The 25,707-nt window shown below is 60.6% G+C and carries 24 protein-coding genes; 9 read left to right on the top strand and 15 right to left on the bottom strand.

The window, feature by feature from the left end; all coding sequences use genetic code 11:
• Positions 1-2 precede the first annotated feature (2 nt).
• Together AGR7B_RS03345 and AGR7B_RS03340 are read left to right on the top strand one after the other, a co-directional pair.
• Positions 3-980 (top strand): L-threonylcarbamoyladenylate synthase, encoded by a 978-nt coding sequence (locus tag AGR7B_RS03345; protein ID WP_080856971.1) that lies wholly within the window; start codon positions 3-5, stop codon positions 978-980.
• Between the two features lie 50 nt (positions 981-1,030).
• Positions 1,031-2,464, top strand: a complete 1,434-nt coding sequence (locus AGR7B_RS03340) for an FAD-binding oxidoreductase (RefSeq protein ID WP_080856016.1) — start codon at positions 1,031-1,033, stop codon at positions 2,462-2,464.
• A gap of 13 nt (positions 2,465-2,477) precedes the next feature.
• Here the strand turns inward: AGR7B_RS03340 and AGR7B_RS03335 are convergent, their stop codons facing one another.
• Positions 2,478-2,996, bottom strand: coding sequence for a glycosyltransferase family protein (locus tag AGR7B_RS03335; RefSeq protein WP_003521054.1), 519 nt, complete (start codon positions 2,994-2,996; stop codon positions 2,478-2,480).
• A 289-nt stretch (positions 2,997-3,285) separates the two neighbouring features.
• Between AGR7B_RS03335 and AGR7B_RS03330 the strand changes: the two genes are divergently transcribed.
• From AGR7B_RS03330 to AGR7B_RS03320, 3 genes are all read left to right on the top strand, one after another.
• Positions 3,286-4,443 (top strand): PA0069 family radical SAM protein, encoded by a 1,158-nt coding sequence (locus AGR7B_RS03330; protein ID WP_161987664.1) that lies wholly within the window; start codon positions 3,286-3,288, stop codon positions 4,441-4,443.
• A gap of 336 nt (positions 4,444-4,779) precedes the next feature.
• Positions 4,780-5,433: a ribonuclease HII gene (locus tag AGR7B_RS03325; protein ID WP_080856015.1), complete on the top strand. Its 654-nt coding sequence runs from the start codon at positions 4,780-4,782 to the stop codon at positions 5,431-5,433.
• Between the two features lie 82 nt (positions 5,434-5,515).
• Complete coding sequence (locus AGR7B_RS03320) at positions 5,516-6,691, top strand: S41 family peptidase (protein ID WP_080856014.1); 1,176 nt, start codon at positions 5,516-5,518, stop codon at positions 6,689-6,691.
• Positions 6,692-7,016: 325 nt separating this feature from the next.
• Here the strand turns inward: AGR7B_RS03320 and AGR7B_RS03315 are convergent, their stop codons facing one another.
• The 12 genes from AGR7B_RS03315 to AGR7B_RS03260 form a co-directional block, all read right to left on the bottom strand.
• Complete coding sequence (locus AGR7B_RS03315) at positions 7,017-7,502, bottom strand: F0F1 ATP synthase subunit B (protein ID WP_020810758.1); 486 nt, start codon at positions 7,500-7,502, stop codon at positions 7,017-7,019.
• Between the two features lies 1 nt (position 7,503).
• Positions 7,504-8,145 carry a F0F1 ATP synthase subunit B gene (locus AGR7B_RS03310; protein ID WP_080856013.1) on the bottom strand — a complete coding sequence of 214 codons (642 nt, stop codon included), beginning with the start codon at positions 8,143-8,145 and terminating at the stop codon, positions 7,504-7,506.
• 79 nt (positions 8,146-8,224) lie between these two features.
• On the bottom strand, positions 8,225-8,452 hold the full coding sequence (locus tag AGR7B_RS03305; protein ID WP_003494147.1) for a F0F1 ATP synthase subunit C: 228 nt from the start codon (positions 8,450-8,452) through the stop codon (positions 8,225-8,227).
• A 72-nt stretch (positions 8,453-8,524) separates the two neighbouring features.
• Positions 8,525-9,274, bottom strand: coding sequence for a F0F1 ATP synthase subunit A (locus AGR7B_RS03300; protein WP_080856012.1), 750 nt, complete (start codon positions 9,272-9,274; stop codon positions 8,525-8,527).
• 60 nt (positions 9,275-9,334) lie between these two features.
• On the bottom strand, positions 9,335-9,700 hold the full coding sequence (locus AGR7B_RS03295; protein WP_035261818.1) for an AtpZ/AtpI family protein: 366 nt from the start codon (positions 9,698-9,700) through the stop codon (positions 9,335-9,337).
• Positions 9,701-9,970: 270 nt separating this feature from the next.
• Positions 9,971-11,134: a cell wall hydrolase gene (locus AGR7B_RS03290; RefSeq protein ID WP_065654347.1), complete on the bottom strand. Its 1,164-nt coding sequence runs from the start codon at positions 11,132-11,134 to the stop codon at positions 9,971-9,973.
• A gap of 146 nt (positions 11,135-11,280) precedes the next feature.
• On the bottom strand, positions 11,281-13,200 hold the full coding sequence (locus AGR7B_RS03285; RefSeq protein ID WP_065654348.1) for a potassium transporter Kup: 1,920 nt from the start codon (positions 13,198-13,200) through the stop codon (positions 11,281-11,283).
• Positions 13,201-13,215: 15 nt separating this feature from the next.
• Positions 13,216-14,193 (bottom strand): magnesium transporter CorA family protein, encoded by a 978-nt coding sequence (locus AGR7B_RS03280; protein WP_065654349.1) that lies wholly within the window; start codon positions 14,191-14,193, stop codon positions 13,216-13,218.
• Positions 14,194-14,526: 333 nt separating this feature from the next.
• Positions 14,527-15,657, bottom strand: coding sequence for an Mrp/NBP35 family ATP-binding protein (locus tag AGR7B_RS03275; protein ID WP_080856010.1), 1,131 nt, complete (start codon positions 15,655-15,657; stop codon positions 14,527-14,529).
• Positions 15,658-15,775: 118 nt separating this feature from the next.
• Positions 15,776-16,999 (bottom strand): CmpA/NrtA family ABC transporter substrate-binding protein, encoded by a 1,224-nt coding sequence (locus AGR7B_RS03270; protein ID WP_078051190.1) that lies wholly within the window; start codon positions 16,997-16,999, stop codon positions 15,776-15,778.
• 78 nt (positions 17,000-17,077) lie between these two features.
• Positions 17,078-17,818, bottom strand: a complete 741-nt coding sequence (locus AGR7B_RS03265) for a helix-turn-helix transcriptional regulator (protein ID WP_080856009.1) — start codon at positions 17,816-17,818, stop codon at positions 17,078-17,080.
• A gap of 211 nt (positions 17,819-18,029) precedes the next feature.
• Entirely contained in the window at positions 18,030-18,899 is an 870-nt protein-coding gene (locus AGR7B_RS03260; protein WP_162934033.1) for an IclR family transcriptional regulator, read from the bottom strand.
• Positions 18,900-18,970: 71 nt separating this feature from the next.
• Between AGR7B_RS03260 and AGR7B_RS03255 the strand changes: the two genes are divergently transcribed.
• The 4 genes from AGR7B_RS03255 to AGR7B_RS03240 are packed head-to-tail and all read left to right on the top strand — an operon-like array spanning position 18,971 to position 22,204.
• Positions 18,971-19,753: an SDR family NAD(P)-dependent oxidoreductase gene (locus AGR7B_RS03255; RefSeq protein WP_162934032.1), complete on the top strand. Its 783-nt coding sequence runs from the start codon at positions 18,971-18,973 to the stop codon at positions 19,751-19,753.
• Positions 19,753-20,667: a 2-dehydro-3-deoxygalactonokinase gene (locus AGR7B_RS03250; RefSeq protein WP_080856008.1), complete on the top strand. Its 915-nt coding sequence runs from the start codon at positions 19,753-19,755 to the stop codon at positions 20,665-20,667. Before AGR7B_RS03255 ends, AGR7B_RS03250 begins: the two co-directional genes overlap by 1 nt.
• A gap of 15 nt (positions 20,668-20,682) precedes the next feature.
• On the top strand, positions 20,683-21,312 hold the full coding sequence (locus AGR7B_RS03245; RefSeq protein WP_003521032.1) for a 2-dehydro-3-deoxy-6-phosphogalactonate aldolase: 630 nt from the start codon (positions 20,683-20,685) through the stop codon (positions 21,310-21,312).
• 4 nt (positions 21,313-21,316) lie between these two features.
• A complete protein-coding gene (locus tag AGR7B_RS03240) occupies positions 21,317-22,204 on the top strand; it encodes an SMP-30/gluconolactonase/LRE family protein (protein WP_080856007.1) in 888 nt (295 codons plus the stop codon).
• A gap of 268 nt (positions 22,205-22,472) precedes the next feature.
• On the opposite strand, the gene AGR7B_RS03230 is transcribed toward AGR7B_RS03240, so the two are convergent.
• Together AGR7B_RS03230 and AGR7B_RS03225 are read right to left on the bottom strand one after the other, a co-directional pair.
• Entirely contained in the window at positions 22,473-23,825 is a 1,353-nt protein-coding gene (locus AGR7B_RS03230) for a putative bifunctional diguanylate cyclase/phosphodiesterase (RefSeq protein ID WP_003521030.1), read from the bottom strand.
• Between the two features lie 86 nt (positions 23,826-23,911).
• On the bottom strand, positions 23,912-25,531 hold the full coding sequence (locus AGR7B_RS03225) for a response regulator (protein ID WP_162934147.1): 1,620 nt from the start codon (positions 25,529-25,531) through the stop codon (positions 23,912-23,914).
• Positions 25,532-25,707: the final 176 nt, after the last annotated feature.

Below are 25,707 nucleotides of genomic sequence, written 5' to 3'. Positions count from 1 at the left end.
TCATGGCGCGTCATATCGATATAGAGAAAGAGCGGGAAACGGCCCTGCAGGCATCCGTGGCGGAGCTTGCCGCCGGCCAGCCCATCGCCCTGCCGACCGAAACGGTCTACGGCCTTGCCGCCGACGCCACCAATCCGGCGGCGATTACCCGCATTTACGAGACAAAAGGCCGGCCGCAGTTCAACCCCCTGATCTGCCACATGGCCGATATCGCCATGGCCGAACGTTACGCCGTCTTCGACCCCATATCGCTGAAGCTGGCAGAAGCCTTCTGGCCCGGCCCGCTGACGCTGGTGCTGCCGCTGAAACCGGCGAGCGACATTCATTCGCTGGCGACAGCTGGCCTCGATACGGTCGGCATTCGTGTGCCGCAGGGTTTTGCCAGCGATCTGATCCGCCGTTTCGACAGGCCTCTCGCCGCCCCCAGCGCCAATAGTTCCGGCAAGATCAGCCCGACAAGTGCCTCCCATGTGGAGGCGGATCTCGGCCAGAAGATCAATCTCATTCTCGATGGGGGCGCGGCCGCTGTCGGCGTCGAATCCACCATCGTCAAGGTGGAAGAGGATGGCCGGGTGCGGCTGCTTCGTCCCGGCGGCATCGTTACCGCGGACATAGAGCGCATTGCCGGCAAACGGCTTGAACGGCCGAAAAAAGCAGCCGCCGCCATTGAAGCGCCGGGAATGCTGGCCTCGCATTACGCGCCGGGTGCGGCCGTGCGCCTTCACGCCACATCCGTTCTGCCGGGCGAAGCGCTGATCCGCTTCGGCGGCATCACCGTTGCCGGCGAAGAGACGGCGCGCACCGTGCTCGATCTCAGCCCTTCCGGCGATCTTTCCGAGGCCGCCGCCAATCTCTTCGATTATCTGAAAGCCGCCGATGCAAGCGGCGCAGACATGATCGCCATCACCGCCATTCCCACCCATGGTCTTGGAGAGGCGATCAACGACCGCCTTTCCCGCGCCGCCGCGCCGCGAGGCTGACGGCACCCAATCCTTTCGCCCATGTTTCAAAAGACAGCGAGACGCCGCCCATGACGACCACCGCCATCCCCTCCTCCGACATCCTCGACCGCTTCACCGCCATTGTCGGCGAAAAAAACGCGGTCCGCGACCCGGCGGAAATGGCGCCGCGTCTGGTGGAAAATCGCGGGCTTTATCGCGGCGCCTCGCCGCTGCTCATCAAGCCCGGTTCGGTTGAAGAAGTTGCCGCCATCCTGAAGCTCGCCAGCGAGACCGGCACCGCCATCGTGCCGCAGACCGGCAATACCGGCCTCGTGGGCGGCCAGACGCCACGCGCCGAAGGAACGGACATCATCCTGTCGCTGGAGCGCATGAACCGCGTTCGCGATATCGATCCCGTTGCCAACATCATCGTCGCCGATGCCGGCTGCATTCTCGATGACATCCACAAGGCTGCTGATTCCGTGGAGCGGATGTTCCCGCTGTCGCTCGGCTCTCAAGGGTCCTGCCGCATCGGCGGCAATCTCGCCACCAATGCCGGCGGCACGGCGGTGCTCGCCTATGGCAACATGCGCCAGCTTTGCCTCGGGCTGGAAGTGGTGCTGCCGACCGGCGAAATCTGGAACGGGCTGCGCCGGCTGAAAAAGGATAATACGGGTTACGATCTGCGCGATCTCTTCATCGGTTCCGAAGGCACGCTTGGCGTCATCACCGGCGCGGTGCTGAAGCTCTTCCCGAAACCGCTCGGCCATCAGGTGGCCTTTGCCGGTCTTGCCTCCACCGAAGACGCGCTGAAGCTGTTCGAGATGGCCTCCAACCTTTGCGGCACGGCGCTCACCGGTTTCGAACTCATGCCGCGAATCGGCGTCGAATTCACCGCCCGGCATATTCCCGGCGTGCGCGATCCCCTGGAACAGCCGCATGACTGGTACTCGCTCATCGATATTTCCACCTCCGACTCGGCCGAGACGGCGGATAGCATGATGCAATCGCTGCTGGAGCGCGGTTTTGAGGCCGGGCTGGTTCAGGATGCGGTGATCGCCGCGTCCGAAGCGCAGCGGCAGGCGCTCTGGCACATGCGCGAAAGCATGTCGGAGGCGCAGAAACCCGAAGGCGGCTCGATCAAGCACGATGTTTCCGTTCCGGTGTCGAAAATACCGGAATTCATGGCGACGGCGGAAAAGGCGGTTCTTGCCGCCATACCCGGCGCCCGCGTCTGCGCCTTCGGACATCTGGGCGACGGCAATATTCACTACAATATTTCCCAGCCGGTGGGTGCCGACAAGGCCGAATTCATCGGCCGCTGGCGGGACATGAACGAGATCGTGCATGGCATCGTGCTGTCGCTGGGCGGTTCCATTTCGGCCGAACACGGCATCGGGCAATTGAAGCGCGACGAACTGGCCGCCATCCGCCCCGGCATCGAAATGGAACTGATGCGGCGCATCAAGCACGCTTTCGATCCCGCCGGCATCATGAACCCCGGCAAGGTTCTGGCCGGGTAAAGCAGCCCCGAGGTTAGGCCGAGGCCCGCAGCGCCCAGGCGGGCACCATTTCCGCATTCAGCCGGCGCGGTTTCTGCGCGCCAACAAATTGCGTCAGGCTCATGCCCGATTTCGCAATCGACACCGCATGCTTCTTCGGCAGAAGATATCCATGTTCCAATGGCGGAATACGCCGCAGCATACGGCTGAAGACATTGCGCCGGTGATAGCGCGAGGGCGAGAAACGCGCAGGCTGCGCGCAGATCGCCACATATTCGAGAATCTCGTCGATCCAGCCCGCCTGCGGGCGCGCGCCCGGCTCGATCAAAAGCAGCCAGCCGCCGCGTGCGGACTTCACCACGTCTTCGATGTCCCACTGCCCATAAAAACGGCAGCCGGCGGCATCGGCGACGCGCGACGATCCATCGCGCGAGCCGTGATCGAGGATCACAACATCGCTTACAAGCCCTTCCACGGCCCCGGTTACAAGCGCAGACAAGGTGTGCGCCAGTTCCGGCTCGTGATCCCGGCATTCCATTATGACTGTCAACATCTGCATAGCTCTAACGCATCGCACAATAAATTGCCACTATACTCATCGCGGTAAAAGTCCGCGGCTTCCCATGCCCACCGACCGCACGGTCTCCGACGTGGCCCTGCCTGTCGCGGTCACCCATCCATCTCGGGAGAACGGCCAAATTTGCAATTTTGTTCTTGTATTGTTCTCATTCCTGATGTAGGAATTTAATCATTCGGAAGGCGGTTGAAAGCCTGTCCGGACGGAAACGGTTTAGGGCGTTGAGCGTGCCTTGAGAGGCGTGCGGCGTCCTGGGAGCATCCAGATGAGAAACCATACGCTTTCGGGGCAGGCTGCCTTCCAGCCGAGCCATATGCCGGATATTGCCAATGCGCTGGCCGATGCATCCGGCCTGCGCATTGAGATCGACCGCCGTCGCGGTCGTGGCGCCGGGCTGAACCCGGATGGACGCTTCGAGACCCTGCAGCACGAGGTTTTCGACGATGGCTGGCAGACTCTCGAGGACATGCCGGAGTTCCGCACCGAGGTGCAGGTGGAAAAGCCGCGCAGCATCATCACACGCAATGAATCGCCCGACATTCCCTTCGACCGCTCCATCAATCCCTATCGCGGCTGCGAACATGGCTGCATCTATTGCTTTGCGCGCCCAACGCACAGCTATATGGGGCTTTCGGCCGGGCTGGATTTCGAAGCCAAGCTCTTCGCCAAGCCGGATGCGGCGAAGCTGCTGGAACGGGAACTGGCAAAACCGGGCTACAAGCCGCGGGTGATCGCCATCGGCACCAATACCGATCCCTATCAGCCGATCGAGCGCGAATGGCGCATCATGCGGCAGATACTGGAAGTGCTGGCCAAGGCCGATCATCCCGTCGCCATCGTCACCAAATCGGCGTTGATCAAGCGGGATATCGATATTCTGGCGCCCATGGCGAAAAAGGGACTAGCCAAGGTCGGTATTTCCGTCACCACGCTGGACCGGAAGCTCGCGCGCAACATGGAACCGCGCGCCGCCACGCCCGAGAAGCGGCTGGAAGCCGTCAAGGCGCTGACCGATGCCGGCATTCCCGTGGCCGTTATGATGGCGCCTGTCATCCCGGCGCTCAACGATCATGAGATCGAGCGTATCCTCGAGGCCGGCAAGGCCGCCGGCGCAACCGAAGCGTCCTACGTGCTGCTGCGCCTGCCGCTGGAGGTGAGCCCGCTGTTCCGCGACTGGCTGCTGCGCAACTATCCGGACCGCTACCGTCATGTCATGTCGCTGGTGCGCTCCATGCGCGACGGCAAGGATTACGACGCGGAATTCGGAAAACGCATGAAGGGCGCCGGCCCCTATGCCTGGCAGATCGGCAGGCGTTTCGAGATGGCGACAAAAAGGCTCGGCCTCATCCGCCGCGGCATCCATCTGCGCGACGATCTCTTCGTGCCGCCGGGCGGTGCAGGCGTGCAATTGTCGCTGCTTTGAAAGACCGAGGCTGAAAACAACTCCGCCTGATCGAAGCACCATACGGAACGTGCGGCGATATCAGGCAGAACATGACAGGAAGCGGCGGCCTCTTTTTTAGACTGGCCACGCTCCCACGACATGCCCGGCAGGTTTTCCCTGGCCCGCCGGACATCGCTCCCGGAACCGCCGCCTCGCGTGCGATCGTTTTTCCTCCGCCGCCCCGTTGGAGGATCAAAGGTCATGATGACCTTCGGGGCGCGTTGAGCCACGCCCCTTGACCCCGGCTCACCGCACCTGTCATCGCCCGCTTCCGGGGGCTTGCAGGAGATCGGGTGTGTGTGCCAGTTTCGCCGCATGAAACGCACGGCCACACCCGATTCTCCTGCTCTTTTTGATATTGCCGATACCGGTCCGGATTTTTCCTTCGAACTGGAAGCGAAAAAGAAGGGCCTTTGGCCCGTGGCCGGCACGGATGAGGCAGGACGGGGACCTCTGGCCGGACCGGTGGTTGCGGCAGCCGTCATTCTCGATCCGAACAATATTCCTGAGGGGATGGACGATTCCAAGAAGCTGACGAAGCAGAAGCGGGAAAGCCTGTTCGTACAGATCATGGAAACCTCGATCGTATCCGTCGCCTCTTCCGGCCCCGGCCTGATCGACAATATGAATATCCTGCGCGCCAGCCTCGACGCCATGCGCCGCGCCGTGCTCGGTCTCGAAATCTCCCCTGCCCTCGTTTTGGCCGACGGCCGCGACCGCCCGCCCGGCATCGCCTGCGAGGCCAAAGCCGTCATCAAGGGCGATTCCCGCTCCCTCTCCATCGCCGCCGCCTCGATCATCGCCAAGGTGACCCGCGACCGGATGATGGAACGCGCGGGTGTGGTGCACACATCCTACGGCTTTGAAGGCCATGCCGGTTACGGCACGCCAGCCCACCTGCGCGCTATAGAAAGCCACGGGCCCTGCGCGCTGCACCGGATGAGCTTCAGGCCGCTGAAGCGGGATTGATGACAAGTAATGGAGTTCCAACCAGAACCTCCGCTATCGACCCGATCTGGACATCGACGAGCAACTATGCGCACCGTAAATCATGTCCCTGACGCAAGACCTCGAGAAAATTCTGGAAACTGTCCTGCCAACCGATCCCAGCTTTCGGCGGATCGAGCAGGCGACGATAGACAACTGCATTTGTGACACTCGACGATACGCTTTGGAGGGCTCCAAAGAGGCCTTTCTGTTCTCCGCGATGCGCCTGCTCGCACTTCCCGACAACGGACACACACGGCTGATCCCGAACGATTCCATCGCGGTGCTCCCGCTGAGATTTGTGAGCGTCGGGACGGTGGTGCAGTTAACTGACACGGCACTGGAAACGACTGCGCCAAGAGGAGAGCTGATAGCAGTCAACGGCAGACCTTTGGGCCATATTGAAGCCGCCGCAGAGAAATTTCTGGCGGGAACGCGCCAGAGGAAGCGGGTCATCGGACCGATTCTTCTGGCATGGCCGTATGCGTTGGCCCATCTCGGTTTTTCTTCAAAAGAGAATACGACCGAATATCGCGTGAAAGACGAGAATGGGCGAATAACCGATTTGAAAGTGGAGAACGGGCATACGGTTCCTGCATCGATGCTCTACCCGAGAAACGAGCATGGCAAGGCTGATCCGGCCTGGAAGCCCGAGAGATTTGTGGAGATCAAGGACTGGCAGGGGCTTGGGCTTTCAATATCATTGCCAAGTTTCTTCGATCCAGGCGAAACTGCGCTGCCGAAGGCCATCTCTGGTGCAGCGGAGCATGTAAGCACCTGCTCAAACCAAAAACTCTTGATTGACGTTCGCGGAAACACCGGTGGCGACTTCCTTCAAACGATGCCATTGATCGACGCCATCTCTGAAAACGCTAGCAGGCGGGTTGCTGTGCTTGTCGACAAATTCACGTTTTCCGCAGCGATAGTGTTTGTAGCCATCCTCAAACATCGTTTGGGACGTAGGCTCAAACTCATCGGAGAAGAAATGGGCGACGGGTTGAATTTTTTTGCCGAGGGGGGGTTGCTCGATTTGCCGATCAGCGGAGCGGTCGTTCGATACTCATCAGCCTTTCACGACTGGGAGAACGGAACCAGCGATGAAACCACACCGGCTGAAATCGCGCAGCAACTGGTCCCGGCAGGAAAACTGAATTTGGATTGGGAATGGGTCGTAAGGTCCACTGCTGAGAATGCACAAGGCGCGTTCTATCAACAAGTTCTAAAGAGCCTCAACGATTAGGCGAACGGCGGCTCCGCCCACGCTGTTGACGGTCAACCCTCGGAAAATGCTTCGGCAGGAATGGAATGGCCGCCTTCGTTTTCGGCGCCACGGCAATCGGGCGACGCACACTTCATCCATCCGCTTCTGGCGCAAAGCGGAAGCGCAATCCGACATTCAGCATCACAAACAATAAAGCCAATCACCGCCACCTCCGAGGGAGGCCTGCTGGAGCGCATGTCGCATTTTCATAGTACAGGCCGCACCATATCCCGAAACAGCTTTTCCAAAAAAAAACCCCTCACGGCTTGCGCCGGAGGGGTTTTGAACAATACCGAGATAAATCTCAGTTCAGCTTCGACTTCACTTCGCCGATCGTGGCGGTGAAAAGCTTGGCCTTTGCGGCGGCGGTGGTCTTTTCGGCAATGAGCTTCTCGGAAGCGGCAATGGCGATATCCACGGCGGCGGCGCGGACGGCGCCGATGGCGTCGTCTTCGGCCTGCTTGATCTTCTGTTCCGAAAGGGCCGTGCGGCGGGCGACGAATTCTTCCGTCTTCTGCTTGGCTTCTTCCGTCAGGGCTGCGGCCTCGCGCTCGGCGGCGGCAACGATACCTGCGGCTTCGGCTTCTGCTTCCTTACGCTTGCGCTGATATTCGGCCAGCAGGTGCTGGGCCTCTTCGCGCAGGCGCTTGGCTTCGGCCAACTCGTCCTGAATGTTCTGGGCGCGCTCGTCCAGAGACTTGGCGAGCATGCCGGGAACCTTGAGATAGGCGACCAGAACGAAGAAGAGGACGAGACCGACGAGAGCGAAAAATGATGCATCAAATGCCATATCAGGCTCCCTTCACGTTCGAAGCGGCGGCAATCGCTGCCTTCACGTCCGTGTCCTTGACCTTGGCGCCGACCAGCTGGTCGACAATCGCGGTCGCGGTTTCTTCGGCGATTGCGCCGACATCGGCGAATGCCTGTTCCTTGATGCCGGCAATGCGCTTTTCGGCGGCGGTGAGCTTTTCAGCAAGACCGGCTTCGATAGCGGCGCGGTCGGCATCTGCCTTCGCCTTTGCGGCGTCACGGGCCGCAGCGCCGATGGAGCCTGCCTTGGCGCGGGCTGCCGCGAGTTCTTTTTCATAGGTTTCGACGGCAGCGTCGGCTTCGCTTTTCAGCCGTGCCGCTTCATCGAGATCCTGTGCGATACGTCCATGACGGTTTTCGAGAATGCCGCCGACGCGCGGAACGATGACCTTCTGCATGAGCAGGTAGAAAAGGCCGAACGTGATCGCCAGCCAGAGAACCTGCGATGCATAAGTAGACTGGTCGAACGGCGGGAATACGCCGGAAGCGCCGTGTTCGGCGCCGTGCGCCACACCGGTTTCCGTGTGCGTGGCTTCCGGTTGCGGCTGGCCGACAGCCGGAGTTTCCGTATGCGTTTCACCTACGGTCGGTGCTGACTGGGCATAAGCCTCGGTCACGAACATGCTCACCTCCAGGGGTACTGCAAATGCGAAGGATCACGGCACGCCATTTGCGGGCCGTGATCCAGACCTGATGCCGATATTAGACAGCGAACAGGAGAAGGAGAGCAACGAGCAGCGAGAAGATGCCCAGAGCTTCCGTAACGGCGAAGCCGAATACCAGACGGCCGAACTGGCTGTCGGCAGCAGAGGGGTTGCGCAGTGCGCCGGACAGGTAATCACCGAAGATACGGCCGAGTGCGAGGGACGTACCAGCCATGCCGAGGCATGCGAGACCTGCGCCGATGTACTTTGCTGCTTCCGCTTCCATGTGAGACTCCTTGAGATATTGGTTGTTGCGGCTGTTTTTGACGCCCGTTGCCGGGGCCAGCGACTTTACTTCTCAGTGACCACCATGCACGGCGTCGTTCAGGTACATGCAAGTCAGTACCGCGAAGACATAAGCCTGCAGGAAGGCAACGAGAAATTCGAGAGCGGTCATGGCGACCGTCATGATGAGAGGCAGGACTGCACCGCCGACGCCGAGCGCGCCGAGCGCGCTCATGGAGGCGACGAAGCCTGCGAAAACCTTGAGCGTGATGTGGCCGGCCAGCATGTTCGCAAAAAGACGAACCGAAAGGCTGATCGGGCGCGACAGGAACGAGATCATTTCAATCGACGCCACAAGCGGCAAAAGCGCCTTGGGCACGCCCGAGGGGGCGAAGATGCCGAAGAAATGCAGGCCATGCTTCCAGAAACCGTAAACCACGACCGTACCGATGACGAGGCAGGCGAGCGCGAAGGTGACGATAATCTGGCTGGTGACCGTGAAGAAATACGGGAACATGCCGAGAAGGTTGGCCGTCAGCACGAACATGAACAGCGAGAAGACGAAGGGGAAGAACACCATGCCCTTCTTGCCGGCGCCTTCGCGCAGCATGGAGGCGATGAATTCATAGGACATTTCAGCGACGGACTGCATGCGGGTCGGGATCAGACCGCGGTTCGACGTTGCGAAATAAAGGAAACCGGAAGCCGCAGCCACGGTCGCGACCATGAAGAGCGACGCATTGGTGAAGGAAAAATCGACGCCGCCAATTTCGATCGGAATGATCGGCTGCACCAAGAACTGATGGGTCGGATCGTTTGCCACCGGCTGCCCTCTTTACCTGTCGCCGCCTGTCGCGGCATCTCAACTGCAAGAAAAAACAGCTTAAACGCCGCCTTTTCCACCCTCGTCTCGCCTGTCCGCCTTCTCCAGCAGCGGCGGCTTGGCCACCGCGCCCGTCGAGCGCAACACATTCAATACGCCTGCGCAGAAACCGAGAAGAAGAAGAACGATCATCCCCCACGGCGTCGTGCCGGCAAAATAGTCCAGAAGATAACCCAGCATAGCGCCGACCACGATGGCCGAAATGAACTCCGATGAGAGCTTAACCGCCATCGCAAAGCCCTTCCGGCTTTCCGCAGCGTTGGTCTCCGCCCTCACTTCCGCCTCATCCTCCGCCTTCACCTTGGCCAACTCGTCAGCAAGGCGCTTGCGGCGCTCGTCCAGACTATCGTCACGGTTGCCAGTCATCTTAAAATCCCACCCATTTTCTCCGTTCCAGCCATGCCAGAACCCTTTGGAGTTGTAAACGGTGACGGATTAAGCCTGTTCCAGCCCGCTCTGAAGTCGCGCGCAACATAGTTTTAGGGGCTTCTCTAGTCAAGGCACTGGCGACGGTTGTTGCAGCACAAATTAATCACGCAAAAACAACAGCTTGACCTCAAATCGCCGTTTGACCGCGATGTTTCGCAAAGGAATCGGCATTTTTGACACGCAAAATGCGACAAATCGGCGGTGGTATCAGCTCCAGCCGCCACCATAGGTACGGTAAAAGACGTGCAATCCGATTCTGCCGACCTTCTTCATCGTGCGGCCCCAGGCGGGACGCACATAAACGGCGTGATAATGGGTTGCCGAACCCACTTCCTTCATCCAGATTTTGCCGGCGGTGGTGGCCATGGCCACTTCGCGCGCCATTTTCCAGTGGCGTTCGGAATTCACGCGGTCCTTGATATTGTCGCAGGCGAAGGAAAACTGGCAGCGGTTGCGCCAGTCCTTGTTCTGATAGACGACGCCGCAGATGGTTTTCGGATAGGCGGGATTGCGCACGCGGTTAAGAATGACCTGCGCCACCGCCGCCTGTCCCTTCACCGATTCTCCGCGCGCCTCGAAATAGATGCCGGAGGCAAGGCATTGCTGTTCGGCTGCGGAAAACACGGTGGCGGGCAGCGGGGTGGCTGCCCAGGCGTGGTCGTCCTCGGCGATCTGCGGCACGAAACGGCCAGCCTCGGGCTTTTTGAGAATGGCGTCGAAGGGCGACTCGCGGGCGAAATCCGGTTCGGCCGGCGCATAGGCCGTGGCGAGAATATCCGGCGTGCGATTGGTGATGAGCTCCGCCAGCATTGGCGAGACGCTTCTGTCCGCCTTCTTTTCCTCACGGCGGAAATAGAAGGAGGCGAGTTCCACGTCCTTGCCGCGCTTCGGCTTGACGAAAGCGGTGCGGTCCTTGCGCTTCAGCGGCTCGATATCCAGCATGCTGGTGCGCTGCAGGACGGAACCGGCTGTGAAGGCCTTGGGCGGCTGCATGATTTCGGTGGCGACGATGCGGCCCTTCTTGGCGGCGCGGTTGACGCGCTCGCTGTCGGGCGTCGTTGCCTCGCCCTTCTTGTTGGTGACGAAGGCAACCTTGCTGCCATTGGGCAGGGTCATGCCGCCGCCGTGCAGCGCCGCCTCCCCTGCCGCATCGTTAAAGGTGAGCGAGGCATTGTGCACCGAGCCCGCCGGAGAGGCCGTCAGCACCATGCGCCATTGCTCGCCGCCCTTGTCCAGACCAGCCAGAAGCGAGGCCAGATCCGCGCGCGCAGCGAGGGAGGGAAAAACGAGCCAGGCGGCAAGGCCGAAGACGACAGGCGAGGTCCATTTTGACGCCCACCCCTGAAGGGACACGGGGGACCGACGACGCATTACTCTTTTCGAACGCAAAACCAGCACTCCGAACACCGACAACCATATTTGCTACAGGTGTTCGAGAATCTCTTATTAACCTTGATGCTTGGTTAACGCCGCGCGTGGACGCGGCTTCACGTTAATGTGTAATCATCTTCGAATAGTCAGACGACGACGTGCGAGCCCAGTTCTACCACGCGGTTGGCCGGTAGACGGAAATAATCGGACGGATCGGCGGCGGTTTCGGCGAGCGCGATGAACAGGCGGTTCTGCCAGCCCGGCATGCCCGATTTCGGATCCGGCACCAGCTTGCGGCGGCCGAGATAAAACGAGGTGGACATGATGTCGAACTTGTAGCCGGTGCGCCGGAGATACCCCAGCGCCTGGGTGACGTTCTGGGTTTCCATGAAGCCGAAATGCAGTTCGACCACGGCGAAACGGTCGCTCAGTTTCGTCAGCGTATATCGTTCGGCAGGATGGACGCGGGGCTGGTCTTCGGTGCGGATCGTCAGGATGACGTTCTTGTCGTGCAGCACGTGGTTATGCTTGAGATTGTGCAACAGTGCGGCCGGCGCTGTCTCGGGATCGCCGGTGAGGAAGATGGCGGTGCCGGGCACGCGCACCGGCGCATGCGGGCTTTCCTTTTCCACAGAGGCGACGAAGGCCTTCAACGGCACATCGGTGCGGCGGGTCTTGGCGAAGAGGATTCTCGAACCGCGCTGCCAGGTGGTCATGATGACGGTGAAGGCGATTGCCAGCAGCACCGGCACATAACCGCCGTCGTGAATCTTCAAGAGGTTCGCGCCGAGGAAGATCAGCTCCAGCGCCAGAAGCGGAGCCAGCACGGCAATGGCCAGCCAGACCGACCATTGCCAGCGCTTGCGCACGAATTCGAAGAACATCAGGCTGGTGACGACCATCGCGCCGGTGACGGAAATACCATAAGCGGTGGCCAGCGCATCCGAACTCTTGAAGGTGAGCACCAGCGCCACAACGCCGAACAGCAGGATGGTGTTGACGGCCGGCAGGTAAATCTGCCCGGTATTGGTTTCCGAGGTGAAGAGGATTTCCATGCGCGGCAGGTAGCCGAGATGGATCGCCTGACGCACGAGCGAAAACGCACCTGTTATGACTGCCTGGCTGGCGATGATGGTGGCGGCGGTCGCCAGAATGACGGCCGGCAGGATCGCCCATTGCGGGAACATCAGGTAGAAGGGATTGGACATCGCCGCCGGGTCTTTCAGCACCAGCGCGCCCTGCCCGAGATAGTTCAGCGTCAATGCCGGGAAAACCAGACAGAACCACGCCCACTGGATGGGACGGCGGCCGAAATGGCCGAGATCGGCGTAAAGCGCTTCCGCCCCGGTGATCGTCAGGAAAACCGCGCCAAGCACAACGATGCCGTAGAAGCCTTCACTGGCCAGAAACTCCACCGCATGCCACGGGTTGAAGGCGAAGAGGATGCTGAAATCATCGGCAATATGAAGGAGACCGGCCAGACCCATGACGATGAACCAGACGGCAGTGATCGGTCCGAAGAATTTCGCCACCGTGCCCGTGCCGTGGGACTGGATGGCAAAAAGGCCGATGAGAATGCCGACTGAGATCGGGATGATGAAGGCGTCCATTTCCGGCGTGACGAGCTTCAGGCCCTCCACCGCCGAAAGCACCGATAGCGCCGGGGTAATCATGGCGTCGCCCAGAAACAGTGCCGCGCCGATGAGGCCGAGTACAATGAGAACGCCGCGATGGGTGCCCGCCGTTTTCATCAGCAGCGCCAGCAGCGACAGCGTGCCGCCCTCTCCGTCATTGTCGGCGCGCAGCAGCAGGGTAATGTATTTGAAGGTGACGATGATGGTCAAAGACCAGATCATCAGCGATGTGAGGCCGATGACTTCTTCCTGCGTCACGCCGTCATAGGCGATGGGCCGCAGCGCCTCGCGGAAGGCGTAGAGCGGGCTGGTGCCGATATCGCCATAAACGACGCCGATGGAACCAAGGATCGCGGCATAAAGCCCCTTGTTCTTGTGCTCGTCATCCGCATCCGGTTTCTCGGCAACATCCTTGTCAGCGATCTGGGACATGATGATCCTGGCTCCTCAGAGCCAGCCCTTCCAACGAAAAAAGAGAAACGGGATGATGGCGGACATCAGCATGACGATGAGCGCGAGTGGGTAACCGAATGTCCAGTTCAACTCCGGCATGAGCTGAAAGTTCATTCCATAAACAGATGCCACCAGCGTCGGCGGCAGGAACACCACCGAAGCGATGGAGAAAATCTTGATGATGCTGTTCTGCTCGATGTTGATGATACCAAGCGAGGCATCCAGCAGGAAGGTCAGATTGCCGGAAACGAAGGAGGCATGTTCGTTCAGCGACTGAATATCGCGGCCTATCGACTTGCCCTGCTCCCGCGCGCCCTTGTCTTCGCGCACCTGATCGCTGGTGGACAGAAAGGTCTGCAGGCGCGCCAGAGATGCAAGGCTCACGCGGACCTTCGATATCAGACGGTGATAGGCGGCGATGTTGCCGAGGCGGTCTTCGAGATAGCGCGGCGCCTTGCGTTTGGAACGAGCCTGGCTGCCGAGAATGTCGGCAGCGAGATTGTCGATGCCGGCGACAGAGTTTTCGAGAATTTCCGCCGTGCGGTCGACGATCGTTTCGAGCAGCTTCAAAAGCAGCGCCGTGCCGCTGCGCATTTCGTGCGGCGCGCGGGTAATGGCGGCAATGAAAAGGTGGAACGATTTCGGCTCGGCATAACGGATTGTCACCAGACGCTTGCCAACCAGAACGAAGGCGACGTCGGTGAGACGGGGATCATCCGAATCCGCCTTCCATACCAGAGACGCGGTCATGAAGACATTGGCGTCTTCCATATAGAGACGACTGGAAGGCTCGATATCCTTCAGGTCTTCGCGCGTCGGCAGTTCCACGCCCAGCAGCTTTTCCACATGCTGCTCTTCCGCCCTGTCCGGATTGACGAGATCGATCCAGACGATGTCGTCGGGAATCTGTCCGGAGCCGTCGTCTGACGACAGGCTGATCGCCTCGCAATTGGCGCGATAGGCTTTTATCAATCCGTTTCTCCGCTCCACATTGCAGGCTTCAGCCGCAATGCTGCTTAACATATCCTGTTTGCGCTCGGCAAACCCTTGGACGACACTTCAGGGAACGCCGGAACGGGCGGGATTTCTCGCCAGCCCGATGGACCAAGAGCCAAACGGCGCAGGCGTATGCGCCCAAAGCGAGATGCAATCAAGCAATATTTTTTCTCGACAGCATTGCAGGTGAAGCATTTCTGCAGTTCAAATCCGGAAAGCCTGCCCGATACTGGCGATTAATCTTCTGTTTTCAAAGGATTTTTCAAAGCGGCCAGACACCTGCCCGATTTTGCGCCCATGATTGCCGCGCTACTCAAAAACGATCTTCGGCGCCGCTTTTCTCTCGCCCGCACCGATGCGCGCCCAGACTTTTTCGGCAATATCGCGATAGATCGCGGCCTGCGGGCCATCGGGCTCGGCGGCGACGACCGGCGTTCCGGCGTCCGACATTTCGCGGATGGAGATGGTGAGCGGCACTTCGCCGAGGAAGGGCACGCCGATCCTTTCAGCCTCCGCCTTCGCGCCGCCATGGCCGAAAATATCGTAGCGCGCGCCGGTATCGGGCGCGATGAAATAGCTCATATTCTCGATGACGCCGAGGAGCGGAACCTCCACCTTGCGGAACATGGTGATGCCCTTGCGTGCGTCGATCAGCGCCAGATCCTGCGGCGTGGAAACGATGACGGCGCCGGCGAGCGGCACCTGCTGCGCGATGGTCAGCTGCGCATCGCCAGTGCCGGGCGGCATGTCCAGCACCAGCACATCCAGTTCGCCCCAGGCCACTTCGCGCAGCATCTGCATCAGGGCGGACTGCACCATCGGCCCGCGCCAGATCATCGCGGCTTCCTCATCCACCAGAAAGCCCATGGACATGACCTTCAGCCCATAATTTTCCATGGGAAGAATGATGCGGTCTTCCTGCTGCTGCGGGCGGCCGGAAATTTTCAGCAGTCGCGGCAGCGAAGGGCCATAAATATCGGCATCGAGCATACCGACCTTGAGGCCGAGGGCCTGAAGACCGAGCGCCAGATTGACCGCGGTCGTCGACTTGCCCACCCCGCCCTTGCCCGAGGCGACGGCGATGATGGCCCGCACACCCGGAACGCCGACCTTCGAGGAGCCGGGCTGTTGGGCCGGCCGGCCGGTTGCGGCGGCGGGGCGCGCGGGTGCGGGTTGCTGCTGGCCAGGCTTGCGGTCGGCCGTCAGCGCCACGACCGCGCCGACGATACCTTCCACGCTTTTGGCCGCCTGTTCGGCGGCAAGCCGCAGCGGCTCCATCTCCGCAGCCTTGTCGGCCGGGACAGTGATCGAGAAATAGGCCTTCGCATCGGCGATGAAGATTTCCGAGACCATGCCGAGTGCGACGATGCTCTTGCCGCTGCCGGGATAAATTACCGCTTCCAGCGCCTTTTCCACCTGGCTCTTGCTGACCTCTGCCATATTCCTGCTCCGCTTCATCATCCGACCGGTATTGCGTGCCATCCATAGAGAAGCCGGAGCGCTTCGCCAATGCCAAAGCGCGACAGTCCGGCATTCGCGACGATTTAACGCTGCGGTTTCAGATTTCGTCGTCCATCGCCAGCGTTTCCGGATCGAAAACATGGCCGTCGAAAAAACAGTCGGGGCCGAGCACCAGACCCGTTCGCGATGCGCCGACGTGAACAGGCTCGCGCAGCGTGCCCTCGAGCTTCAGATTAGCACCCGGCACCGGCACGAAAAGCGGCTTCATCGCCTTGCGGAAAATATCCGGCCGGTAGGCGTTGCGGGCCGCCTCCACCACGGCGGGATCGAACCGGTAATCGGCGGAAACCTCGCCCCAGCGCAACATCTGGCTGAAGAACCACAGGGCTTGGCTCTGCCATGGAAAATTGGCGGCCTTGGCGCTGGTCACGAAAAACTCCTGAAAACGCTGCATGTCCCGCTGCGAGGTTGAAATATAGCCCGTCAGCGCCGGCAGCAGGAATTCGCCGTTCTCATCCATATATTGAGGGGCGGCGAGGATGCCGGCCAGTTCCTCGATATTGGCGGCATTGGCGCACCATTCGCCGGCACGGTAAAGGGCACGCAGCAGCCCTTCCAGAAGGGCGGGATTGTCCTCCACCCAGCGCTTCTTCGCAGCCAGTATCTTTTCCGGCGCATTATGCCAGATCAACGCGCCGGTGGTGACGATCCGGCCCGCGCCGCCGAGCACCACGGCGCTGCCCGCGGGTTCGGCGGTACAGAGCGCATCGACCTCGCCGCTTTCCAGGAGCGCCGGCATCGCCTTCGGCAGGGCCTCGACGATTTCCATGTCCCGGCCGAGCAGCACGCCGCAGCTTCCGAGCAGGTAACGCAGCGCATAAAACGGCGTGGAGACGATATCCTCGACCGCAAAGACCGGCGGATTTTTCCCCGCCGCCCGGCGCGCGGCGCAGACACGGGCCATGGCGCGTCCAAAAGTCGCCGGGTCCGGCAGCTTCAGCCCTTCGCGGTAGAGCTCGTCATAAAATCCGTGGGAAACGGTCGTTGCGGATCCACCGAGCGAAAGCGTGAAAACGCCGACAATATCGGCCGGCAGGTCATCGAGGCCGACAGCGGAGCCGACGGGAACCGGAGCGGGCAGATGCGCGACGTGAACGCCATCCTCGCCAAGCGCCGCAAGCACGGCGCGGGCGGACTGTTTTCGGAAAAGTTCGAGTTCTATGCCTTCATCGGCAGCAAAGCCTTTTTCGGCAGCGGCTATCAGCACGGCGCAATCGATAGTCGGAGAAAATCCTGCTTTTACCTTATGCCGTTCCGGCAAACGATTTCTCCTTTCCGGTGATTCGAAAAGAGGATCGCCCAGGAAGCGGTTTATCACAATGATAAAATTAAGATTTCGCTATTTTATCAGGCCGACCCGCAGCGCTTTTGCGACGGCTTGGGTGCGGTTGACCGTGTCGAGTTTTTTCGTCGCACGGTTCAGGTAATGATTGATGGTATGTTCCGACAGCATCAAGATTTCAGCGATTTCGGCGCTGGTCTTGCCGGCGGCGGTCCAGTTCAGGCAGTCAATCTCCCGCTCGCTCAAGGTTTCGGGAACCCTGAGATCGAGGCGACGGATTTCAGACAGCCGGGCAAAGACATGGCTGGAAATGTAAAAAAGCTCCGCAAGCCGGCTGGCGGGCACAGCCGTCTTGTTGCCGGAAAAGGATACCGCGCCCCGTCGCATGGTGATGTCGTGAACGGGGAACCAGACCGAATTGATCATTTCGAACCGTTCGAAAAGGTTGATTACGGTTTTCCTGGCGATTTCTCCGTCGCCCCTGACCAGAAAATCCATGGAGACGGAAAAGGGCACGGTCGATTTTTTCAACTGCGCCATCACCCGGCTGGTCTGGAGCATGCCCTCTTCATCGTAACGCTGCAGAAGCTCGGCCGGCCAGCTGGTGATGATCGTATATTGCGACAGTTCGCTCGCCACTTCCGAAGACAGGTCGAGTACCATGAAAGCCTTGAATTCCCAGGCCTCCGTCAGCCGTTTCAAAAACCGGAATATATCGAACTGCGTGTTGAGATCGGCGATCTCGCGAACGCAATCAACACCAATCGACTGAACGGCGGCCGTCTCTGTTTTCTGCATCAAAGCTGTTCTTCGAGAATGAGAAAATGCCGCCGCAAAGGCCCGCCCTTGCCCGGAAATCGTTGCGGATGTTACTCAGCAAAACGATTCATGCAAACAAAAGTTGAAAACTTAATTCATAATAGTCGAAAATAATGTCGAACGCATAAGAATGGGTACATGGCCGGCGGTTCCGGACGGGCAAATCCAGGGACTGCGCGCCCTGTTTTCTTCAACCATCCGCAACCGGGGATAATCTGCAGGCTAGATCGTCGGAAATCCTGTCGGCCGTCTCGCGCACCAGGGGGGCCCATTTGCGAAGCTGTTCCACATCCACGCGATAGGCCGGACCGGTGACGGAAATCGCCGCGCGAAAATTGCGGCCGGGCGCCCGGACGGGTGCTGCGACGCAGTGAATTCCGATCTCGTGCTCCTGAAGGTCGAACCCGTAGCCGTTGTCGCGAATGGTCGCCACCTCCGCCATCAGCGCTTCCGGCGTCGTGAGCGTGCTTTCCGTGAAGCGATGAAAATCCAGCTCCGCGGCCAGCTGCGCCAGATCGTCGGCGGAGAGCAGCGACAGCGCCGCCTTGCCCACCCCGGTGCAATAGGCTGGCGAGGTTTTGCCGACCTGCGAATGCATGCGCAATGTATGCTGCCCCTCCATCTTGTCGAGATAGGTGACCTGCCTGCCGTTCAGCACGGCGAGATGCACTGACTCCTGCGTCACCTCCTGCAAGGCCGCCAGATGGGGGGCCGCGACGCTGCGCAGGTCGTTGCCGCTCCAGGCCTTCGCGGCCAGTTGCAGCAACCTCAGCCCCACGGCATAGGTCTGATCGGCAGCGTGATCGACAAGGCCTTCGGCGACAAGATGGGCGAGCTGGCGATGAACCGTGCCGCGCGGCTGGCCGCAGGCTTCGACCACATCGGTAAAGCGCATCGGTTTTTCAGCAAATGCGATCAACTCCAGCAGCGAGACGGCCTTGCCGAGCGTGCCCGTCTCAACTCCGGTTTTCCGTTGCATCACCGGAACCGCATCAGGCTTTTGCCTATTGGGCTTTTTATCATCGGGCATGGCAACAGCCACCATCATCTGCCTTGACATAAGCGTGACGCCAAGAGAATAATTCCATTTAGTAAAATCTAGTTCCAAATAATGGAACAATCAAGCCTTTCATGGACGAGATGACGCCGATGACGCAAGCCCAATTTCCGGACCTCAAGGATGCGGGCGTGCTCGTCACCGGCGGCGGTTCCGGCATCGGGGCATCGCTGGTGGAAGCCTTTGCGATGCAGGGCGCGAAGGTTTCTTTCATCGATATCGCCGAAGAGCCGAGCCTGGCGCTCGTCAAGCGGCTTGCGACAACGACGCAGCATCCCGTCCACTTCTTCAAAACCGACCTTCGCGATATTGCGGCGATCGGACAGACGGTGGAGGCCGCGGCCTCCGCCACCGGCGGCATCAAGGTGCTTGTCAACAACGCCGCCTGGGACGACCGCCACGACATAGACACGGTGACGGAAGCCTATTGGGACGCCAATCAAGCAGTCAATCTCAAGCAGATGTTCTTCACGGTTCAGGCAGCCGTGCCCTATCTGCGGCAGTCGAAGGACGCCTCCATCGTCAATTTCTCGTCCATCTCGTTTCTGCTCAACATGGGCGAGTTGCCCTCCTATGCGGCGGCCAAGGCCGGCATTATCGGGCTGACGAAAAGCCTCGCCGGCCGGCTGGGCCCGGAAAACATCCGCGTCAACACGCTGCTGCCCGGCATGATCGTGACGGAGCGACAGAAGGAACTATGGCTGACGGATGAGGGCATTGCCGCCACCACCGCGCGGCAATGTCTGAAACGCACGCTCGTCGCCGCCGATCTGGCGGGTCCGTGCCTGTTTCTCGCATCATCGGCATCGAGCGCCATCACGGCACAATCCATAATCGTAGACGGAGGCCTCCTATAATGTCTGAACCCGCTTTCATCGCCGTCGACTGGGGCACGACCAGTTTCCGGCTCTGGCTCATGAGCCGATCGGGCGCGGTGCTGGCGGAGCGCAGAAGCACGGAAGGCATGACCACCGCCATGCGGACCGGTTTTGCCGATGTGCTGCAATCGCATCTCGACGCCATCGGCGCGCCGGAAGGTTTGCCGGTTCTCGTCTGCGGCATGGCAGGCGCGCGGCAGGGCTGGGTCGAGGCGGGTTATATCGATGTGCCGGCATCGCTTTCGGCGGTTCTCGATGGCGCGGTTCGCGTGCCGGGCCAGGCGCGGGATGTGCGCATTCTGCCGGGGCTGGCGCAGCGGGATAAAAACGCGCCCGACGTGATGCGCGGCGAGGAAACGCAATTGCTCGGCGCTCTCGCCTCCTCGGACGCCGGTGAGAAACTTGTCTGCATGCCCGGCACCCATTCCAAATGGGTGACCGTGAAGGATGGCGGCGTGACCGGCTTCGCCACGTTCATGACCGGCGAACTGTTCGAAGTCGTCTCGAAACAGACCATCCTTTCCCATGCGGTGGCCGAGGCCGAAACCTTTACCGGCGAGCATGCGGCTTTCACGGCGGCGGTGCGCGACATCTATGCCAATCCGCAGCTTGCGACCAATCGCTTTTTCACCCTTCGCTCCGGCCAGTTGCTGCACGGCCTCACCGCCACCGACGCCAAGGCCAAGCTTTCCGGCATCATGATCGGGCTGGAAATCGCCGGCGCGCATTCAACCGCCCGGCGCGAGACACCGGTGGTGCTGATCGGTTCCGGTGCGCTCGGCGCGCTTTACGAAGGCGCCTTCACCGCCCTTGATATTCATTATACGGTCATCGATGCAGACGAGGCCGTGCGGCGCGGATTGCTGGCCGCTGCAAATGCCATCTGGCCATAAGAAGAAAGATCGACCATGCGTATTCCCTTCCCTTCCATCAAATATCCGCTGATCGCCATCCTGCGCGGTCTGAAACCCGAGGAAACCGAAGGCGTCGTCGGCGCGCTGATCGAAACCGGCTTCCGCGCCATTGAAATTCCGCTCAATTCGCCCGATCCGTTCCGCTCCATCGAGATCGCCGCGAAGATGGCGCCCGCCGATTGCCTGATCGGCGCTGGCACCGTGCTCAGCGTGGAAGACGTGGCCTCGCTGGATGCGGCCGGCGGCAAGCTGATGGTGAGCCCCAATGCCGACGCAGATGTGATCGTTGCCGCGCGCGTCAAGGGCATGGTGACGATGCCGGGTGTTCTAACCCCCACCGAGGCGCTGGTGGCCGCGAAGGCCGGTGCGACAGGGCTGAAGTTCTTCCCCGCCAGCATCATCGGCCCCGCCGGCATCAATGCGATCCGGACGATCCTGCCGAAGGATCTGGTCATCGCCGCCGTCGGCGGCGTCTCGGACAAGAATTTCGCTGAATATACCTCGGCCGGTATCGTGGCTTTCGGGCTTGGCACCAGCCTTTACAAGCCGGGCATGACGGCGGCGGAGGTGCGCGAACGCGCCACTGTCACACTTTCAGCCTATGATGCAGCCATCGGAGGATAAGAGCTTGGCGACTGTTTTTCCCTTTGCCGGACGTGTTCTGGATGAAACGCCGATGCTGCTCGGCGAAGGCCCGACCTTCGACCCTGCGACCGGCACCGCCTGGTGGTTCAATATTCTCGAGCGGGAACTGCATGAGCTGCACCTCGCCTCCGGCCGCAAGACCGTGCACGCTTTGCCCTTCATGGGCAGTGCGCTCGCCAAGGTCAGCGACAGCAAGCAGCTGATCGCCTCCGATGACGGGCTTTTCCTGCGCGACACGGCTACCGGCGTGCTGACGCTGCATGCGGAGCTGGAAAAGGACCTGCCCGGCAACCGCTCCAATGACGGGCGCATGCACCCCTCCGGCGCGCTATGGATCGGCACCATGGGCCGCAAGGCGGAGACCGGCGCGGGCAGCATCTATCATGTCGCGAAGGGCACCGTGACCAAGCTGTTTGCCGAGATCAGCATTCCGAATTCGATCTGCTTTTCTCCCGATGGCGCGACGGGATATTACGTCGATACCAAGGTGAACAAGCTGATGCGGGTGCCGCTCGATGCCGAGACCGGCCTTCCCGCAGGCAAGGCTGAAGTCTTCATCGATTCCACCGGTATCAAAGGCGGCATCGACGGGTCGGTCTGCGATGCCGAAGGGCATATCTGGAACGCCCGCTGGGGCGTGGGCGCTGTGGATCGTTACGATGCGGACGGCAATCACATTGCCCGATATGAGGTGCCCGGCACACAGACGACCTGCCCGGCCTTCATCGGCCCCGACGCATCGCGCCTTCTCGTCACCTCGGCGCGCGAAAATCTCGATGACGACGCCCTTGCCGCGAACCCGCAGCATGGGTTGACGTTCGAGCTGGGGGTTGAGGTGAAGGGCCGGTTCGAGCCGCTTTACAGGCTCTAAGGCGCGGCGCAGGCCGCACGCAACAAAACGTGGAGAGCCTTCTGGCAAGGGTTGTTCCCGAAACGACCTCCCTCATTCCTGTGCTTGTCACAGGAATCTAGCCAGCCCAAGTCCTTGGGCTGAAAGGAGTCGTTTCGCCGCGCAGACGCGCGTCGGCTGGATTTCTGTGACAAGCACAGGAATGAGGGTTGTGGGGATGCGCCGGCGCACACAAGCTTGGCCGAGATGCAGTTTTCTCCAACAAGCGTCACGGCCAAGCCGTACCGCCTCAGGAAATATCCGACAATATCTCGCGGTAATTCTCGTGCAGATAGCGCTGGGTCGCGGCGGCATCGGCGGGGCGGCCGTAGAAATAGCCCTGGCCCATGGCGCAGCCGAGTGCGCGCAGCTTTTCCTCTTCCGCCCGTTCTTCGATCCCTTCGGCCACGACTTCGAGATCGAGCCCTTCGCACATGGCGACGATGGCCTTGATGATATGTTCGGAAGGGCGGTCGCTGCTGATGCGCGAGACGAAGGCGCGGTCGATCTTCACCTTGTCGAAGGTGAAATCGCGCAAGCGGCCGAGGCTCGACTGGCCGGTGCCGAAATCATCCAGAGAAATGCGAACGCCGGCGCTCTGCAACTCGCTGATGATGCGCTGGGCGGTATCGGCGGAAGTCATCACAGCCGTTTCGGTGATTTCAAGCTCCAGCCGGTGCGGATCTAGGCCGACACGCGAGAGGATGGAGAGAATATTGTCCGCCGTGCTGGGGTCCATCAATTGCGCGGAAGAGAGGTTGAAGGACAGGAAGAGTTCACGCGGCCAGAACAGGGCTGCCTCCGCCGCCTTTCGGAGCAGAGCTTCCGACAGCGCGTCGATGAAGCCGCGCTCTTCGGCAAGCGGCACGAAAACCGCGGGCGATACGAAACCGAGGTCCGGATCGTTCCAGCGGGCCAGCGCCTCGAAACCGATGACCTTCGCCTCTTCCAGCCTGACGATGGGCTGAAAATGCACGTCGATGGCATCGGTGATGATGGCGTTTCTAAGCGCCTGTTCCAGTTGCGTGGCCCGCTTCATTTCCTGCGCGATTTCGCGCGAATAGACCGTGATCTGGCCGCGGCCACGTCTCTTGGAGCGATAGAGCGCCGTCTCGGCGCTTTTCAGCAAATCCTCGAATTCATCGCCGGCGAAGGGATAGATGGCAAAACCGAAGGAGGAGGACAGGCGGACGTTACGGTCGCCGAGATCGTAAGGGGCCGAAAGCACGTCCTTGATCATGTTGCCGATGCGCTCGGCGCCCGTGCGCTCGAACACCAGCGGCAGCACGAAGGCGAATTCGTCGCCGTCATGGCGCGTCACGACCGCGCCATCGGGAATGCAGGCCTTCAGCCGGTGCGCGACCTGGCAGAGGATTTCATCACCCGCCTGCACACCGAACAGATCGTTGATGGGTTTGAAGCCGTCTATATTGGCGATGCCGACCGTGAAGGGCGCGGGATCGCTGGAGCGCTCGCTGGCAAGCATGCGAATCTTGTCCCGCAGACGGTAGCGGTTGCCGAGCCCCGTCAGCGGGTCGCTGTAGGCCATCGCCTGCAGCTCGTTCTGGCTGACCTGCAACGTTTGCGGCTCTGCCCGTTTCATTCCTGCATCTCGTGAATCCTGTGTCGACCGCGCTCACAATGCAGGGCAAGTATTAAAAAAGCCATAGCCTCCTGACAAAGGCTACGTCATGCCTGCAGCCGCAGGACATCCTTGCCGAAAAGCCGCAGGAAAACCGCCTCGACCATATCCGGGCTGACGGGCTTCAGCAGCATGTCGTCCATGCCGGACGCCCGGCATTTATCGAGATCGCCCTCGAAAGCGTGGGTGATGACACCGACGATGGGAATGTGCTTTTCGCCGCAAAGGCTGCGCATGCGGCGCGCGACCTCGAAGCCGTCGATATCGCCCAGCGTCGTGTCGAGCAGGACGGCGGAAGGCGGCTGTTCGGCAAAGAGACGCAGGGCTTCCTCGCCCGAAGTGGCAAGCCGCCAGGAAAGCCCGAGACCCTCGAGTATCTGCGAAAAGACGATCTGGTTGACCCTGTTATCCTCGACGAGAAGTATATCGCAGACGCCGCCGGTCTTGAGGATTTCAGGCAGGTCCTCCGTCATGATCTCCCAGTCCTCGTCGGCGGTTTTTTCCTTCGGGGACGATTGCAGCCCGGCCGCAAGATAATGCAACAGCGAAGCGTCTATTTCCTCTTCCTCGATGGTGACGACGGGCAGATCATGCGCGGCGGCAATATCGAGGCAGGCGACGCTCATCTGGGCGTCGACAACGACCACATCGATGCTCACACCGGCGGAGGCCGCGACGTCGATGAAGGCACGCTGCTCGTCCTCGCTCGTCACCGCCGCATGGTCCATGCCGCCTGCCGTCAGCCGGCGACCGGCGGCTTCCGCAAAGCGTCCGTTTTCAGAGACGATCAGCACCGCCTTGCTCTTTAAAACGCCGCTGCGCTTGTCCGTTTCCTCATCCCTGCCGTAAGTGGAGGCGACGAAAGGGACATGTTCCAGCGAGGGGATGACGGGCATGCCGTTGGCATCGATGGTGGCGAGAGCGGTCACGTCCTCCATCGTCGTCACCAGGAAATATCGGCCGGGCCTGCCCACACGCTGTTTGCGGGTGATGGTCAGCACCTCTTCGCCGTTCAGCCGCCGCACCCTTTCGGGGATGACGCTCGGCGTGCCGCTATCCAGCACCATGCGATCGGCAATATCGATCCGTCCGGCGACCTTGCGCGAATGGAGATCGAAAACGGTGCGGCCGAGAATGCTCTCGGGGCTGGTTTCGACCAAGGCGCAGGCGGATTTGTTGACGGCGGCATAGGCCATGTTCCGGTCCTTGACGAAGACGGGAAACGGCAGATTGTCGAGAATATCCTCGATGAGCTGCACGCGCTCGAGGTCGATGCGCCATTGCTCTTCGCGCTTCTTCTGTTCGGAAATATCCGCCACCACGCTGATGCCGAGGCCCGACGGCAGGCGGTTCATGACGAAGCGCAGGAAGCGTTCTCCCTTCAGCCGCTCGGTTTTTTCCGATCTTTCCTTCCAGTGCAGCGCCAGCCGCTCGCCGATCCATTCCTCCCGGCCGAGCGGGCGAGCATTGGCGGCGAGGCTTTCCGCCTCGAGCAGATAACAATCGTAAAGCGCGCTCAGATAGTCGCGCAGCCGTGCGCCCGGGCCAACGACGGCCTCTTCCAGCGGAAAAAAGCTCAAGAGTTTCCGGCTTGCGAAAATAATGTGATCGTTCCGGTCGTAAACGACGATCGCCGCGCCAAGCGCGTCGCAAAGGGCATCAAGCATCACCGTATGAACGCCCGCGCCAGAGGACGCCAAATCACTCAACTGCAAACTCCCGCCTGTTTTTCAGGGGTCAGGCTTATGTTTCTAGTGGAATCGTCCGGAGCTGATGCCGGGATGAAACGAAAAATTCCGAAAAAGAGACATCAGGGTTTGCAACTTGAAGCAGTCTTGAGGGG

The organism is Agrobacterium deltaense RV3 (genome assembly GCF_900013505.1).
Classification (GTDB): domain Bacteria; phylum Pseudomonadota; class Alphaproteobacteria; order Rhizobiales; family Rhizobiaceae; genus Agrobacterium; species Agrobacterium leguminum.
This window is presented reverse-complemented; position numbering and strand designations above follow the sequence as displayed.